This is a genomic window from endosymbiont of Lamellibrachia barhami (genome assembly GCF_011947365.2).
Classification (GTDB): domain Bacteria; phylum Pseudomonadota; class Gammaproteobacteria; order Chromatiales; family Chromatiaceae; genus QGON01.
The window spans coordinates 1,266,225-1,282,709 of record NZ_JAAVSH020000001.1; the positions used below are offsets into that span (position 1 = coordinate 1,266,225).

The 16,485-nt window shown below is 52.4% G+C and carries 11 protein-coding genes; 8 read left to right on the top strand and 3 right to left on the bottom strand.

Annotated features, from left to right (window positions below):
• Positions 1-1,146 (top strand): hypothetical protein (locus tag G9Q73_RS05680; RefSeq protein ID WP_304956558.1); only part of this gene is annotated, 1,146 nt, incomplete at its 5' end.
• Positions 1,147-1,318: 172 nt separating this feature from the next.
• A complete protein-coding gene (locus G9Q73_RS05685; protein WP_177418935.1) occupies positions 1,319-3,223 on the top strand; it encodes an SPOR domain-containing protein in 1,905 nt (634 codons plus the stop codon).
• Positions 3,224-4,799: 1,576 nt separating this feature from the next.
• On the opposite strand, the gene G9Q73_RS05690 is transcribed toward G9Q73_RS05685, so the two are convergent.
• Positions 4,800-5,111, bottom strand: coding sequence for an efflux RND transporter permease subunit (locus G9Q73_RS05690; protein WP_246345051.1), 312 nt, complete (start codon positions 5,109-5,111; stop codon positions 4,800-4,802).
• Between the two features lie 44 nt (positions 5,112-5,155).
• The gene (locus G9Q73_RS05695) at positions 5,156-5,425 is read right to left on the bottom strand and encodes a hypothetical protein (protein WP_246345053.1); all 270 of its coding nucleotides are present in this window, start codon (positions 5,423-5,425) and stop codon (positions 5,156-5,158) included.
• A gap of 667 nt (positions 5,426-6,092) precedes the next feature.
• Between G9Q73_RS05695 and G9Q73_RS05700 the strand changes: the two genes are divergently transcribed.
• Positions 6,093-6,941, top strand: coding sequence for a sensor histidine kinase (locus G9Q73_RS05700; RefSeq protein WP_177418936.1), 849 nt, complete (start codon positions 6,093-6,095; stop codon positions 6,939-6,941).
• 243 nt (positions 6,942-7,184) lie between these two features.
• Here G9Q73_RS05700 and G9Q73_RS05705 read toward each other — a convergent pair whose 3' ends face one another.
• The gene (locus tag G9Q73_RS05705) at positions 7,185-8,777 is read right to left on the bottom strand and encodes a glycosyltransferase family protein (RefSeq protein ID WP_177418937.1); all 1,593 of its coding nucleotides are present in this window, start codon (positions 8,775-8,777) and stop codon (positions 7,185-7,187) included.
• Between the two features lie 692 nt (positions 8,778-9,469).
• Here G9Q73_RS05705 and G9Q73_RS05710 point away from each other — a divergent pair.
• The 5 genes from G9Q73_RS05710 to G9Q73_RS05730 all read left to right on the top strand — a co-directional run bounded on the left by G9Q73_RS05710 (position 9,470) and on the right by G9Q73_RS05730 (position 16,240).
• Positions 9,470-10,660: a hypothetical protein gene (locus tag G9Q73_RS05710; protein ID WP_177418938.1), complete on the top strand. Its 1,191-nt coding sequence runs from the start codon at positions 9,470-9,472 to the stop codon at positions 10,658-10,660.
• 103 nt (positions 10,661-10,763) lie between these two features.
• Positions 10,764-10,886: a PEP-CTERM sorting domain-containing protein gene (locus G9Q73_RS20370; RefSeq protein WP_177418939.1), complete on the top strand. Its 123-nt coding sequence runs from the start codon at positions 10,764-10,766 to the stop codon at positions 10,884-10,886.
• A gap of 286 nt (positions 10,887-11,172) precedes the next feature.
• Positions 11,173-14,211 carry a tetratricopeptide repeat protein gene (locus G9Q73_RS05720; protein ID WP_177418940.1) on the top strand — a complete coding sequence of 1,013 codons (3,039 nt, stop codon included), beginning with the start codon at positions 11,173-11,175 and terminating at the stop codon, positions 14,209-14,211.
• A gap of 84 nt (positions 14,212-14,295) precedes the next feature.
• Positions 14,296-15,291 (top strand): hypothetical protein, encoded by a 996-nt coding sequence (locus tag G9Q73_RS05725; protein ID WP_177418941.1) that lies wholly within the window; start codon positions 14,296-14,298, stop codon positions 15,289-15,291.
• A gap of 31 nt (positions 15,292-15,322) precedes the next feature.
• Positions 15,323-16,240: a glycosyltransferase family 2 protein gene (locus tag G9Q73_RS05730; protein ID WP_177418942.1), complete on the top strand. Its 918-nt coding sequence runs from the start codon at positions 15,323-15,325 to the stop codon at positions 16,238-16,240.
• Positions 16,241-16,485 lie beyond the last annotated feature (245 nt).

The following is a 16,485-nucleotide window of genomic DNA, read 5'->3' on the forward strand; positions in this document are numbered from 1 at the left end:
GCCGGAGTCACCGGCAGCTGCGCGAGCTGCCACAACGGCACCACGGCTACCGGCAAGCACAGTGGTCATGTGCAGACCACCGCCGGCTGCGAAACCTGCCACATCTCGCAGACGGGCTGGACCGCAGTGCGTTTTGACCACGCCGGAGTCACCGGCAGCTGCGCGAGTTGCCATAACGGCACCACGGCTACCGGCAAGCACAGTGGCCATGTGCAGACCACCGCTGGTTGTGATACCTGCCATATCTCACAGACGAGCTGGAGCGCGGTGAGGTTTGACCACGCCGGAGTTACCGGCAGCTGCGCGAGCTGCCACAACGGCACCACCGCGACCGGCAAGCACAGCAGTCATATTCAGACCACTGCCGGTTGTGAAACCTGTCATATCTCGCAGACGAGCTGGACTGCAGTGCGCCTCGACCATACCGGAGTCACCGGCAGCTGTGCGAGCTGCCATAACGGCACTACTGCCACCGGCAAACACAGCAGTCATATCCAGACCACTGCCGGTTGCGATACCTGCCATATCTCGCAGACGAACTGGACCGCAGTGCGTTTCGATCACGGAGGCGTTACGGGGACTTGCCAGAGCTGCCACAACGGCACCACCGCCACCGGTAAGCACAGCAGTCACGTCCAGACCACGGCGGCTTGCGATAGCTGTCACCTTTCGCAAACTACCTGGACTTCGGTGCGCTTCGATCACAACACGGTGACCGGCAGTTGTTCCACCTGCCACAACGGCAATCAGGCAGAGGGCAAGCACGCCGGTCATTTCCAGACCACGCAGCAATGTGATAGCTGCCACCGCACCACCGGTTGGCTGCCGACCCTGGTCTATCGCCATAACTCGGGAAGTTATCCGGGGGATCACCGTTCCAACCTGGCTTGTACCAGTTGCCATGCAAGCAACAGTCAGGTGGTGACCTGGCGTAACGCAGGTTATGCCCCCGACTGTGCGGGTTGCCACGCCGGGGATTATGAATCGGGTCCGCACAAGAAGCATGAGAACCCTGATCGCAAGTATACGGTTACCGAACTGCGCGACTGCAGCGGTCCATGTCATGTCTATACTGACAGTTCAATGACGACGATAAAGAAGTACAGACAGCGTGAGCACAGAGTGAGCGACGGGGATTTCGATTAACGATGAGTCTTGGGAGTGGTTACCAGGGAATGGTGCCCGGCCCGTTGCGTTATATTCTACAATCCAGTAATTGGTCGGGAGGCTGGTGAATCTTCGCCAAGTGATTCATCGCCTCCCGAGGTTTGTATTGGACCAACCTGTTTCCAAAACAATAATAGACAAAAGGTATGTAATGAAAAAAATAGCGGGAAAGTTCTGGGCAGCCACTCTGCTGATGCTGCTGTCGCTATCGATAACCACCGGAGCCATGGCCAAGTCACGGGTGATGGACCGGATCGATGCCGGGTTCGGGGAGGAGGAGAATCGGATCTCGATCTTTTTCAATCTCCCGGTGCGTGTGGTCAGCGATCTGGTGAACAGTGCCAGAAACGAGATTGTGATCCGCGTGAAACCGGTTGTTACCCCGGGTACGGAAGAGGAATTTCTCACCGGTAGCGAGACCCTCTCCTGGAAGCCGAGTGCCGAGATTCCACTGGAGCGGGTCGTCTTCAATGGAGAACTGATCGGCAACTCTACCATGTTGCTCTCATTCTCCACTTCGATTGGTGAGTATGAGATCACCCAGGGCAAAGGTTTTTTCTCGATTTCTGTGGTGCTGAAAAAGGAGAAAAAGGTTGAAAGTATAAAGCTTGATGAACCGGAGGGAGGGGCGCTGTTTGAGGTGCCGCCCACGGAGATTCCAGCAGTCTCTGAACTTCCTGCTGTAGTGGTACAGCCAGGAGACAAGCCGCAATTCGTGGGCGGAGATTTCGCCCTGAACCTGCATTCACAGCAGCAGCCGATCGATTTCAAGAAGGTTGCACCTGTGCCTGTGCCGACGGGGCGACGGCTCTATACTACGCAGACGGAGGTCGACGACCAGCAGTGGTACCGGCTGCGTCTGGGCTTTTTTCGGTCTGCTGCCGAGGCGGAACGGTTCAAAAAGGAGATCCGTCACTTCTATCCCAATAGTTGGGTGGACCGGGTTTCGGCCGAAGAGAAGTCTCGTATTCAGAGAGACACAGATGCGTCACCCGAAGCGGGGGAGGCACCGCTGATGTTACCGAAACAGGAGGTGAAGCCGGTTCCTGAACGGCTTGCCCGGATGATGGAGAAGGCCCGCGAGATCATGACCGCCAAGGACTACCCGAAGGCTATCCGCATGCTGACGGCAATCATGGAGGAGCCGGACAATCTATTTGCGAAGGAGGTGCTCGAATTGCTCGGTCTGGCGCGGGAGCGCAATGGTCAGATTGCTCATGCCAAGGCGGAATACCGCCGTTACCTGGAGCTCTATCCAGAAGGCTCTGACTCTGTGCGAGTGAACCAGCGTCTCGTCGGCCTGATTTCGGCGGCGGAGCAACCCAAGGAGAAGCTGCGCGAGCCGACCCGGGCAGTTGCCGGCGAGCGGGAAGCGGAGTGGGAGATTTTTGGCAGTTTTTTTCAGTCCTACCAGCGGGACGGCATCGAGAGTGATTTTGTTGACGATGACGAGAGTGTCACCCGCTCTCAGGTCAATAACAGCATCGATCTGAGTGTGCGTCGTTCCAGTGCCGATGTCGACATGCGGCTGCAGTTGAACGGCTCCTATGACATCGATTTGTTGGGCAATGGGTCAGGCAACCGGGAGGCGCTGACCGATGCTTTTTTCGAGGTGGAGCGACGCGCCGAGGGCGTGGTCGGGCGTTTCGGCCGCCAACGCTTCCGTTCGAGCGGTATCCTCAACAGATTTGACGGGGGCGTCATCGGTTACCAGTTTTCCGAGGACGTCAGGCTTAACGTCTATTCGGGTATCCCGGTGGAGAAGTCCAGCGATGTTTTTATCCGCGACGACAAGTGGTTCGTCGGCGGAAATGCAGAGCTGGCCTCACTCTTCTACGATACCGACATCACCCTGTTCGCCATCGAGCAACGGGTCGACCATCTGGTGGACCGCAGGGCAGTGGGCGGTGAGGCACGCTATTTCGACGATCAACGCTCGTTCTTCGGTCTGGTGGATTACGATATCTTCCATAATCGGCTGACGACCTTTTTGGCGCAGACCAACTGGACGCTGAACAGCTCAGCCCAAATTCTTGAAATGGCCTTTGAAATTTGAAATCATCCTGAGGGCCTTAGTGTACAGAACCCTGATAAAAATGTTAATATATCTATTTAAAAAGCCATCCTCAGCGATTTAGCCTATCACCAAATCTGGTTTGTTGGTGTCCAAAACATGTAGTGTGAATAGTTTATGTAATCCGCATTTAAAAAAGTTTAGTAACATCGCGTTTAAAAATGCCTAATTTCACTTCACTTAATGTTTGACCAAACATTAAGTAATTTATATTTGTCTGATGATTTCACAAAAACTACATACAAAGTTGCATAAATGATTAACATGTTGCAGTTGGACAGTAGAGTAAGTTTTTACAAATGAATTTGAAATGAGATCAGCGGAAAAATCGTATTAGAGTTGCCAACCAAGCCTACTCTGTGTTATGAAGCTATTTTTACTGCAGCACATAATGCTTGACCAAGTTATTTATGAAACTGGGTGTATGAATGATATGCTGACCTGCATGCCAATACATACTTGCCTGTTTACTCTAGGTCATTGGCTCATAACTGTGGTTCTGAGCCAGTTTCTCCAGATACAGGCTTAGCGGGAGGTTTATAAATGGGTTTTTCTCACTTGTCAGGTTCCACTAGACCAACCTGTTTAGAATATGAACTTAATGGGTGTCACTTCTCAGTAATGCGACATGACTGCACGTCTTTTTACTTTGGTTGGTTATTTAAACATCAGATTGGTTAATAAAGGTATTCATTTGCTGTTTAAATTGGAAGATTTTTGAATATGTAACAATTTCTTTACATGTGTAGTTGATATATAAATTATATATAAAATATATAATAAAAACTTTTTATGAGGTTTGTTGTTGATTTTAAAAGCATTTTTTATCAATTATATAGCAAACTAGCTACAATTACAATGTTGGTGTATACAATTCTGAAGAAAATGTCTGAAAGAAAATATTACATACATATTATAATGAACTATAAAAGTTTGGCAGTGTCACTTTAGTAAGAGCAACAGCCGCTATCCGATTACCAATCTCTGGAGAGTCAACCCACGGGTCAATCTCTCGTACCGCAACAATGACGATGGTGGGACCCGTATCACCGCCGGCGGGACCCTGCAGGCGGACTACCGCTTCAGAAGCGATCTGGTGTTCGAGGTGGAGGGTGGCGGCAACTGGCATAAAGAGGAGACCTCGGTGTCCACCGATACCTTTCTCGATTACTTTTTCACCCTCGGATATCGCTGGAGTTTCTAAAAGCGATAGGTGATATTTATCTGGAAACCAATTGCGTAGCCCGGATGGAGCTTGCGTAATCCGGGAGTAGGCTATGAATCAGCCACTTATCTTCCTGGATTCCGCTGCGCATCATCCAGGCTACAAATATTCACTTGTTTCCGGACGGACACTTAAGTAACTATATAGCTACCCCACGAAAGTACGGAAAACTCGGAATTGTAGGATGTGCTGAGCGTAGCGATGCGCATCTGTCGCGATTGATGCGGTTCGTTTCATTCGGCAACTGCTCCATGCGTTGCTCTACCTCCTGCATCCATGCAGTCGTCACCACATCCTACATTTTAATGGCCCGTCTGCTTGCAGTGGGGTGGTTTAATTGCTCTGCCGCTCTTTCCAAACGAAGAAGGCGGCGGGGACCACCACCAGAGTGAGCAGCGCTGCGCTCAACATGCCACCTACCATTGGCGCGGCGATCGGCCGCATCACATCCGACCCGGCCCCGCTCGCCAGCAGGATCGGCAACAAACCGAGAATAACGCTGGCCACGGTCATGATCTTTGGCCGCACTCGCAGTACCGCCCCCTTGATCACTGCCTCCCGCAACTCACTCTTTGTCATCTTCCGTCCCTGAGCGGCAGCGATGTTTGCTGCGGTGGTATAAGATTGATTGAGATAGACGATCATCACCACCGCAGTCTCCACCGCGATGCCGGCCAGTGCGATGAAACCTATGCCGACGGCATGTTGGCACAGCCCGGCAGGGCTGCGGTGCCATCCACGTCATCGCAGAAGCCGCGGATATAGACTTTGCGGTAGTCTGCCGCAGCCTGGTCGACACCCCCTGTGGTCGGCGTATTTGGCGCATACCCGTTGTGGTTAGGCAGATACATCATGCCGTCTGTGGCAGCGAGATACAGGTGCCTCACCGCCGCTGAAGCCTGGCCGCTAAACAACGGCATCGCGATCGCGAGTCCTAACAATAAGATCCTCTTCTTCATTTTTCTCTCCTCCGAGATTAACAGGACCAGTGGGAGAGTCCCGTATTCTGCTTCATGCGGTTGATTTTAAATCCTGGCTGACCATTCACCATATATACATGCCAGCCAAAATCTTAAAATCGCCATAAAAAATGGCAAAATCATGAAGCAGCGCATTGAAATTACTATCTAATCGTGCCTTGCCCACTGCCGCTATATTTAAATATCGTTGCTGCTATTGATCAATTTGGTGAAACCCTACTATGATGGGTAGGGTGTTCTTTAGTTTTTGCTTAAGAAACAGGGTGCGCAGTTTGCGGACAGGTCACTGGATTAAGATAAAATATATAAAAAACAATTAGTTATAGATGTCAAGATGGGGAGTGTCGGTATTCTTTACAGTAGTTAGCTGCGGCAACAGAAGGAAAAAAATAAAAAAACAAGAAAAAACAATGGGTTAGCAAAAAAACCTAGGGTATTTACGGTGTCGGGATACTTTCCACTAAGTAATTTCCAGCTGGATGGGTCTCAAGAAACGTGACATATATCAAACTGGTGGCGCTAGTTTTTAGTAGTGGCACATGGTTTGCATGGTATTTCATCAAATAATAGCCTGGCACAGCGGACGGCAAACGGGCGTGAAACAAAAAACATAGCACTTGGCCATATACTACGGGGGATATATCGGATGGAGAGACTGAAAGTCGTCAAGGAATCTGTTGGCGGGCGGCGCGGCCGTCCAGGCATCAACAACATGCCTGAAATGGCCAAGCGGTATGAGAGCCTCGACTTTAGTCCAGTAGAATTGGCCGATGGCCGCATTGCGGGTTGCGGCAGGAGTCATTCCAGTTCGGGTTCAGAAAATCTTCCACTCTCCCTGCTCAATGCCCAGGAGGCGGAACGAAAGCGGATCTCGCGGGAACTGCACGACTCCGTTTGCCAGTCGCTGACCGAAATCAGCCTGCGCGTACAACGCTGCGTTACCCATATTGAGCGGAAAACTGCCGAGGAGTATCTAGGTGATGAGTGGGAGAATCTTTGCTCGTTGCCCCTGTTGGTGAGAGAGGCGCTTACCGAAGTCCGTAATATCTGCATGGCGCTTCGTCCCTCTGTGCTGGACGACCTTGGCGTTCTTTTGGTCATTCAATGCCACTGCAGGCGCCTGCGTGAGACGAAGCCGGGATTTTCCATCGAGACGTCGTTTACAGTGTCGGAGGATCAAATTCCAGACAAGTACAAAACCGCAATTTTTCGTGTGGTGCAGGAGGCGTTGAACAATGCCGTCAAATATTCCAATGCCACACGAATAGTGATCACCCTGCACAGAGAGGGGGATGAGTTATCTCTGTCGATCGAGGACGATGGGCGGGGCTTTGATCTCACTGAGGTCTATGCGAAAGGTTTTCCCGATCAAAACGGTGGGTTGGGTTTGTATAGCATGCCTGAGTGGGTTGAAGGGCTGGGCGGCAGATTTTTTATTGAAACCGATCTAAATCGGGGCACTGCGGTCAACGCGAATTGGCTGTTGGCTGGCTGAAGCCTGCTCCTGTTCTCATTCAATTTCTTTAGGTTTGATTCCCCTCAGCTTGCTACGAAGCGTTCGTAGGAGCGGCGCCCCGCCGCGATTTACCCATCTACGGAGTTTTCGCGGCGAGGGCGCCGCTCCTACAATCTAATACCCCGTCCGCTTGCGGCGGGGATCTTTTTTATAGCGTACAAGCCTTGGAATCTGGAGATGCAAAAAATAGAAAGCTATTTTTGCGCGAGTTCTATGAAACTTTTACGGTTCGGAAAATGACCACTGAACAGAGTCCCGGGACGAGTATGTTACTGCAAAAGCCTGCATTGATCCGGATTGTATATTTGCGACAATGCCCTTCTTACTCTGTGCTAAAGACATGCCAGGGCTGGTTTTTTCGCCGAAGGTCAAATGAGTGAAGGGGCTATAGCCGGAATCATTGAGGATCAGCATCGCAGAGGCTGGCTGGGCAGGGTCTGGTGGAGCGAACTTAAAATAGCGATACGACAATGTTGTCAGGCTGAATCCAAAGAAATAACCATTGGAATTGGCCGTTATATTTGCGTTATGCGGAATCAACACGGTCTCGATGTGCGGCCCATTTTTCAAAAAGTCGAGGAAATACAGGGGGATTGGATTCGCAACGAAGATGGTTTGAATGTCTTTATGGACACCCGCATAGGTGTCGACTCTGCCAGCGAAGGCACGTAATGGCCTTGGGTTGAATCGTTTGAGACCCTGATCCGGATCTCGTTCTATTTCCTGTCCTTTAGCCAAATTATGCTTAGAGGACCCCAGCTGATCGTAAAGTTGGCGTAACCATTCAGACTGCGACATGTGCCCTGCCAGGGTGGTAAGGAAAATCGCGGCTGTAAGGAGCGTGATCAGACGCTTGTGGATACGCAACTTGGGTTTCGCCTGAAACAAGTAGTGGATCGGAAATGCCCAGGCAATCCCGAAAATGGGGATGACAGAGAACAGGTATCTGAGCTCAAAATCCTGCACTCCTCGAGTGATAGCCAATGCCTGTATCCCAATCAGAACCCAGGGCCCGAGGAGAATCGGCCACCACTTCCTGTATCTGCGAATCAACAACGAGCCTAGAGCCAGACCGCACCAGAGTGGATTTAACAGTCGATCCAGCGAAATCTCCGAACCGGATTGTTGGCCCAGCGTCGGTGACAGTATGTTTCTCAATTCGAGTCGCCACCCGAGAAAGGACATCCCGCCTCCCGAATGCATAAGAAGAAAAACAACCAGGTAAATCAAACTGGGCAACGCAACAAGTACACCCTGTTTGGTATCTCGACGAAGCCCGAAGTAGATTAGGAATAAAAGGCAGTATATTCCTCCCTCTGGCCGGACCAATGGCAACAGCCCCACGATGATGGCAAGCGAGGTGTTTCTCTTCTCAATGAGGAGCATGAAAGCCACGGCCAGCATCAAGCCAAAGAGACCTTCCGCGTAGAAACTGGAAGAGAGGATCACGTAGAGAGGCATCAGTCCTACAATCAGAACGGATGCAGCAGCCAGGATAGGGTGACATCCGGATCTAAGGCTGGCACGGGCGATCACTACGAGAGTCACTATTCCTACGAGGGCGTGACTCAATCGCATGACTAGCAGATTGTCGAAAGACAGCGCGGCCACTATCGCATCAAACAGCAGTGCCAGTGGCATAACATAATTCCAGAGGAAAATCGTAGGTACACGGAAGGCATTCTTGGCGGCGAAATAACGATACGCATCGTCAATGGAAAAAAGCTTCCTGCCGTCGATCCAATCGATTTCCAGCCAAACGTCTGGACCGCTTGTGAGGAATGGCACTGTGAGCAGGAGGAGACCCAGCAGCACCAGGCAGATCCATATGAGATCCCGCGAGACAAGGTGCCTAAAGGGATGGTTCCTCATAGCTGGGTCATGCGATAAATATGGAGGGTCTCCGGGAGCTGTTTTTTAGAATATGAATCTTTTGATAAGAAAGTCTAATGTGGCGTAGGGGGAAATAAACGCCACTCTCTACCTGCCAGCAAACTACCGAATGGTCGCAGAGTTGTCAATTAGACGAATCACAGGTTGGAACTCGCCGCATTTGTCGAAAAACTTTACAGTTGCAATCGGCCTGCCCTAAGCTGCGAATCCAGCCTTCCCCCTGGACCGCAGATCCTTGATATTTTCTTTTATTACAGCTAGTTAACAATCTACAGTGGAGCTCTGGAATGAAAAATTAAGGGCACAAAGGCCATAATTTATGGGTATATGCTTAATAATAGGATTTATAATCATTAAAGTGTGTCGGATTATTTTACATTCCTTAACTATATGATGGTTTCTGATATGAACATTACACTGCAAAAACAAAGAGGTATCTTTTAAGGCATAAAATATGCTTGACTTAACATGATGTTCGTGCTGCTTTTTTGGTGATCACCTTAAAGTCTTGACCTTATTTCCGCAGCAACGCTTACGACGACAGGAAAATAAATTTGCAGTGATTTAGAACTCGATCGTGATTCTTCGCTGGATGAACAATAAAGGATATCAAAATGGGCATGCAAAGAGTGAGGGGAATTCTGGTTGCACTGTGGGGTGGTTGCCTGTTTGCTTTCTGGCAGGCCCCGGTTCAAGCGGCAATGTACGCAAGTGACGTAGCGTTTGAGACAACGGACCAGAGCATGTGGGCGCCGGGTGGGGCGGGAATCCTGGATATAAACCATTTCATTGGTCCGCAATGGAACGAGTCCGGCTCGATCGGAGATATCGCTGAGGTCTCTACGCCGGCGATCCCCCTGATTCCGGAAATTTGCCTGTGGGGCGTCTGTACACCTGCGGTGACGATTCCCGCAGTCGATCTCGGAGACTACGGCGCTGAGATTTCCGGCAGCACGGATGGCCAGATCGGTTTTGATCTCGCTCTCGCCGCTGACTCCGGCTCGGTCAACGTGGCGTACCCGGTGGGCACCACGTTCGAGTGGCCTGACCCGCAGGATCTGAGCGCGGGTGCGCCGCTCCTTCTTTCCACCTCGCTCGCCGAGGGCGCCACCGCCATGAGCACGAACTTCCCCGAGGCCTCGTTGACTCTCGATTTTGTCTTCGACGTACACGCGGAGGGGGGATTCGAAGTTTGCGTCGTACTCTGCGGCGCCCTGGATTTTCCGACTATTGATATCAACGAGACGATCAATCTGGTGGATATCGACTCGAATACCACCGCCATCACGTTTGATATTGGACCAATCACCACGACGGCTCAGATTCCGGATCTCGACACCTCGACGGCGGGGACCAACGCCAGTGGAGACCTCGTTTCCTCCGGCATAGGTTCGGATCCCCTCCTTGACGTCGATGTCGACCTTGACCTGATCGCAACAACCCTGCTTGGCCTGCCGCCATTGGGCGCGGAGATTGGAATTTTCGGCGCATCGGTCGGCTACAATCTGATTGACGTCCTGGTTGGCGCCAACGTCCAGGTTGTCCAGAGTTTTACCTTCGACCCGACGTTGATGGTACAGTTGGATCTCAGTGACGGGCAGTCCAAGACTGTTGCAGTGGGGGACAGCGTCCTGTTCAACACACCAGTGGCAAAGGAAACCACCGTCACACCCACTTTTTTTCCTCGACAACACCTTCACCAATACCACTTCCCTGCGGATCGACCCCACGTTCGATCTGGAGATCCTCTCTGCCCATCTGGGACTGGATCTGCCGGGCATAGTGAATGCTTTGGGCGTCCCTGACATTGATATCACCTTAGGACCCTTGTTCGAACAGCATCTGACCACGCCCGGGCCCGACATTGCAGTGTTTGATCAGTCTTGGGCGCTGCCATTTGACCAGGTCATGGCAGCCAATTTTACCATCCGGACGCCTGAACCGGGCGCGCTGATATTGCTGGGTACTGGTCTCCTCGGCGTAGCCGTATCACGGCGCAGGCGTATAATGCCCGCCAGATACAACGCATAGACTGTCTTTCCCCTCACAGCGGGAAGGAGGCCGATTGGGGCCTCCTTTCCGCTTCTCGATTTTGAAAATACAGGTTTATGTAGGTGATCGAAGCATCTGGAAAACTCCTTCCTGTTCATTATGGTGCCTGGATGCGCATCCGTGCTGTACCGTCGATTTTGTCCGCTGAATAAGTGGTGGACTTTGAAACGTGTATGATCACGTTTTGGACAACCTGCTCTGAGTAGTGGTGTCTGCAGCTACCTGCGCCGATACTAAGATCGTGATGAGTCGTGAGATAAATGAAATGGCATTAAAGAAAGGTCTCGGTGTTGCGGTTTTTATCGGCATATGTTTGCAACTGGCGGTCTTCTGGAATACAGCCCACGCAATCTACATCTCGCCACCGGGTTCTGGGCAGTTTTCCGGCAGTACGAAAATCCGTCAGCTTTTGGAGACCCGGCATTTCCGGGAAGTGCTCAAACTGGCCCAGACCCATCTCCAGGACAAGCCGGATGACGGTGAAATGCTGGCAATCCTGGGATACGCGCAGGCGGGGCTTGGGGATTGGCGCGCAGCCCGGTGGAGCGTCACCCGGGCCATTCAACTGGTTCCAGCGGCACGTGCTGACCCATTGCGCTTGTTGTTGGCCAACATCCTGCTGGATATGGGAGATTCGAAAGAAGCTGAAAGAATCTACCAGGCGCTCCTGGCACGTGATGCGACCAATACCAAGGCGCTGCTGGGGCTGGGACTGCTATTTCGCCGTACCAATGACTTGCCCCGGGCAGTGGATTACTTTCAGCGGGTACTCAGGATCGAACCTGAGCAGGAAACGGCCCTCAGAGCACTGATCCAGATCCACATGGAGCGGCGTGATTACCCTGCCATCGCCCGCGTGGCGAAGGAAATTCCTGCAGGTTCCCCCAGCAAGGGCTTGGGGTATTATTTCGAGGCACTGGCGCTGATCCGACGGGAGCAGCCCGACTACCATGCCGCGGTTGACCTTCTGGAAAAGGCATTGGATGTTTCCAGCTCGACCCAGGTGCTATACACCCTCGGATACGTACTCATAAAGGAAGGACGAACGAAGGAATCCGTGCGCCGACTGAAGGAGGCCATAGCACTGAACCCCAACTTCTTCGAGGCGCTCAAGTTGCTGGGGATTATTTCATTGCGGACGGAGCAACCAAAGGCGGCATCGGAGTATCTGGAAAAGGCACTCTCCATTAAAAAATCTCCCGAACTGCATCATCTTCTGGGAAAGGCCTATCTACTCCTGGATCGGAGGGAAGAGGGGGTAAACGAGCTGTTGAAGTCGTTGGTGAGCGCGGATTTGGGTTCTGATGCGCAGTTCGCACTCGAGGGGCTTTACCGTTATATCGGCGGCGATCTGGAGCAATCGGAGATCGCCCTGCGGGAATCGCTCAAGACGACTCCAAACGCACTGGATGCACGTATCCTGTTGATTGCAAATCTGCTCAAACAGGGCAGATTCGAGGGCGCTGCCCGACAAGCGCGGCTCGGGATGGATCTTCACCCCAATCTGCAAGCATTATTGCTCAACCTTTTGGCCCAAGCCAAGCTGGGTGCAGGCGATCTTGAAGAGGCGGAAAAGGCGCTGCTGGCCGCTCTCGAAAGTGACCCGGGTGCAATCCCGGCCCGTCTAAACCTGTCGGGGGTATACTTCAGAAAAGGGCAATACAGTAAAGCGGAGGCGGAGCTGAAAAACATCCTGATGAAGGATCCTCTGCATGTGCAGACCCGGCTCCGCCTCGGCAGGGTCTATCAGGCAACCGCAAACTACAATGCGGCGGAGCGTGTACTCCGCGGCCCTAAGGGCGACGTTCCTCCAGCGCAGCTCTTGCTGCGGGAGTTGGTCTTATTGAAGATCCGCGAACGCGAGCACATGGCCGCGCTCGAGTATGCCCGGATCATGATTACCAAATACCCCAGCCTGTTCGATGGGTTCCTGTTGCAGAGTCAGGTCTTTGCATCCCTGGGCAGGGCGGCGGATGCGATCGAGTCCCTCGACACCGGATTACAAAAAGCTGGCGATAGTCGCAAATCGCTCGGTCTGGCCGCAAAGCTGGCAAGGGTGAATGGTTGGCATGAAAAGGCTGTGCATTACCTACAGCGCCACGAGATGCAGTTTGGACTCGCTGACCCTGTACTTAAGAAATTATATGCCACTGAATTGATAGAACTCGGAAGTACCAGTCTGGCGAGGGAAGTGATTCAGAGCAGCTTGAGTCCGGCGGATCCGGATACAGCCTTTTTGCTGGCGAAAAGCTATATTGCGGATGGCGACCAGGTAAAGGCCGAGGAATATATCGACAGCGCCTTGGAATCAGGCGTATCTGCTGAGGCAGTGGAGAAACAGAGGGCCGAACTGCGGTTGGCGATACATACAGAATCTTTGGAGGAGGCACTGCAATCAAAGCCAGATGATCCTGCACGCTACCATGCCCTCGCCGAGGCCCATGAGTTTCTGGGTGACTTCGACGCTGCGATAGAGACCTATAAAAGAGGCGCAGCAAAAACCCGGCGAAAGTTGCTGTTTCATACACAGATGGCGCGCATCTACCTCAAAAAAGGCGATACAGGGCGCGCGATTGAGCTGGCTGATGATGTCTTGGGTCGGCTCGGAAAGGGATCTGATCCCGCTGGCGATGTTGAGTTTCGTGCCTACGCGGTTCTTGGGATGAGTTGGGCTCGTCGGCAGGATACGGGCAAGGCTGAGGCAGCCCTGGAGCATGCTACCCGCGAAGGAAGTCGATTGGCTACTGCTTTCTACCAGCTCGCAAAGATTAAGCTGGCAAAGGGTGATGCAGAAACGGCGACCAAGTTGTTGAGGTCGGCAATTGGTATCGAACCGACTGTTATTCGTTATTACTTGGCGCTTGCCCAGATTTATCAGCGATCAGGACTTGTTCAGAAAAGTGCAGCGGTATATGAAGAAGGTCTTGCCGCAAATATCGATTCCATACCTCTGCTTAACAATGTGGCGCTACTCTACCTGAGCCTGGGTGAGTACCAGAACGCACTCACCCGTGCGAACCGAGCTTTGGAGCTGGCTCCCCAGGAAGCAAATGTCCTCGATACAGTTGGTTGGGTGCATTTGCAGACTGGGAACCCCGAAAAGGCTGTTCGGTATCTGGAGCGAGCAGTGGATCGAGATTCAAAATCGTCTCTGTATCGCTACCATTTGGGTTTTGGCTACTTCAAAATGGGCGCTGTTAAACTGGCAAAGCGCGAGCTTGAAGAGGCGCTCAACCATCAGGCACACGCGCCCTGGACTCAGGAAGTCAAAAGAGTACTCGCGACAATCGCGAGCCAGGGCTAGGCATCTCTTGATGATCTGCCTTGGGCATCGCGGATTCTGCACTGTCTATAGCACACAGAAAAAACCTTCTGTCAGGGCATGCAGATGAAATATCCGGGTGAGAGCAAGAAATCTACCGCTGCGGGCGACCGAACCTCCCCTAGCCTCGTTTCCCTGAAAAATAGCGAACTGGCATTCGTAGAGAATTGGGTCCGTTCCTATCCGTATAATCGGTATCGGAATTATCCGGTTATCTCCAGGGTTCAAGCCACGAAAACGCTTGCCGATGCCATCCTTGAGCCAGAACCCACGGCACGCCTGTTATGGTGTCGGGATGGGTTGATGCCGACTGGGTTGGTGCGTACTGTCGACCTTCCCTGGGACAGCGCCCTGTACAAGCGCCGAATTGGACGTATCACCCATCTCTGTGGAGATCTGACGGCTGGAGGACTCCGGGGTCTTCTCATGAAGACTGGATTTGACCATCTTTCGGTGCGCGTCGATGCCTCTGACTTGCGCACACAGCGGACGCTTACCCAGATTGGATTCTTCATGGCGGACTCCATTCTTACCTATCTTTCTCATCCGACTTCCGGTGAACCGCCGAAACAACCGATGGCCACCCGTTCCAGAAAGCCACGCAGATACCGTGAATACGAGCCGCGTGACCGTGACCGGATCTTGAAACTCACATCCCAACTGTATGCGCACTATCCGGGGCGATACTCCGCCGACCCAAGTCTTCGTGGACGCGCAGTGGACCGCTATGTGCGTTGGGCAGAGAAATACCTCGACGGAGACGCCGATAAAATTTGGGTTTCGGAATTGAATGGACGGGTGGTTGGGTATCTCGCCTTTCGCTACGATAGGAGACTCTATCGGAGCTTCGGGATCGTGTGCTACGGTTCCGGGCTTGGCGGCTCCAGGGGTGGTGACTACCATGGGTTGTTGCAATACGCACTGACACACACAAAGGACATGTCCTGGCAGTGCGCGGAATTTGACACCCAGATAGACAACTACCCTGTACATCGCATCTACCAGGACTTGAAACTCGAGTATGTACGAGCTGAGTACACCTACCACCTGCATCTGTCATAAGGAATCGGACCTGGGTGGGAGCAAGCGTCCAATGGGTATGCCGGACAACCCGACCATATCTATTACTGTACCCGTTTATAACAACGCCGCTTCGCTGCCCCAGTTGCATGAACGCCTGGTTTCGACCCTTCGTGCCGCAGGATTGGAACACGAGATCATCTACGCCAATGACGGAAGTACGGACAACAGTTACGAAATTCTAGCTGGTTTGCGCGACGGGGAGGGGCGGGTGAAGATCCTGGACCTAGTCAAAAACTATGGACAAAGTGCAGCTATCCTGGCTGCCATAAGTAAAACCAGTGGAGATATCATTGTCACCATTGATGCCGATCTGCAAAATCATCCGGAGGATATTCCAGCCCTGGTCGCAGCGATACGCAATGGTGCCGATTTTGCCAGTGGTATCCGTCTAAACCGGCAGGATTCCCTGCTCACAAGAAGGGGACCGTCCTGGCTTGTGAATCGACTGGTCGGTCATGCATTAGGTGTCAATTTGCGGGACTGGGGTTGTGGGTTGAACGCGATAACGTCAGTGTTGGCCATGGATATCTCTGCTCAGAATCCGCCGCCCGCACTACCAAAAGCGGAAGCTGCCCTGATGGCTTCTTGCATTGCCCAGATACAAGTGGGGCACAGCGAGAGGGAGCACGGGCGCTCGGAATACACTGCATGGCGCTTGCTTTGCTTCAGCGCAGGTTTTCTGCGAAGTTTTTCCATAAGACGCAGCTTTTGCCGGCTATTCACGAGGCTGACAACAGGGATCGACCTGCGCGCCCACGGTTCCATGAAGGAAACATCTGGCACCTCTACTGGTGCAGGTGAAAAAGCCGCGGCCGTATTGGCCTGGACACTCCTGGCAGGCGCAGCTGTCATCGTACAATTGGGGGCGTTACTCTATCGTTCCACGGCTGCAGGCGACCACTTCAGAATTCGTGAAATCCTGGAATAAGCTCCGGTTTCACTTGGCCTGCCCCCGGCATACTGATGCAAACGTATGAGTAGGCGTTAGTGATGCGTATTCCACTCCACAAGGTGACTCGGGATTCTTTGCAGCCAAATAGGACAGAGTGCCAATCCATCGCCACTCCTTTATGAGGCTTAATGTTATTAAATTCCATGGATTTCTTTATTGGCTGGGTCCGCCTGGTGAGAAATGCGGGCTAGATCCCTGGACGGAGTCCCTATCATTTGCTG

What these genes read in the sequence shown, in the direction of transcription:
- G9Q73_RS05685 (WP_177418935.1), top strand. Translation starts at nt 1,319, where the DNA reads ATGAAAAAAATAGCGGGAAAGTTCTGGGCAGCCACTCTGCTGATGCTG.
- G9Q73_RS05690 (WP_246345051.1), bottom strand. Translation starts at nt 5,111, where the DNA reads ATGATCGTCTATCTCAATCAATCTTATACCACCGCAGCAAACATCGCT.
- G9Q73_RS05695 (WP_246345053.1), bottom strand. Translation starts at nt 5,425, where the DNA reads ATGAAGAAGAGGATCTTATTGTTAGGACTCGCGATCGCGATGCCGTTG.
- G9Q73_RS05700 (WP_177418936.1), top strand. Translation starts at nt 6,093, where the DNA reads ATGGAGAGACTGAAAGTCGTCAAGGAATCTGTTGGCGGGCGGCGCGGC.
- G9Q73_RS05710 (WP_177418938.1), top strand. Translation starts at nt 9,470, where the DNA reads ATGGGCATGCAAAGAGTGAGGGGAATTCTGGTTGCACTGTGGGGTGGT.
- G9Q73_RS20370 (WP_177418939.1), top strand. Translation starts at nt 10,764, where the DNA reads ATGGCAGCCAATTTTACCATCCGGACGCCTGAACCGGGCGCGCTGATA.
- G9Q73_RS05720 (WP_177418940.1), top strand. Translation starts at nt 11,173, where the DNA reads ATGGCATTAAAGAAAGGTCTCGGTGTTGCGGTTTTTATCGGCATATGT.
- G9Q73_RS05725 (WP_177418941.1), top strand. Translation starts at nt 14,296, where the DNA reads ATGAAATATCCGGGTGAGAGCAAGAAATCTACCGCTGCGGGCGACCGA.
- G9Q73_RS05730 (WP_177418942.1), top strand. Translation starts at nt 15,323, where the DNA reads ATGGGTATGCCGGACAACCCGACCATATCTATTACTGTACCCGTTTAT.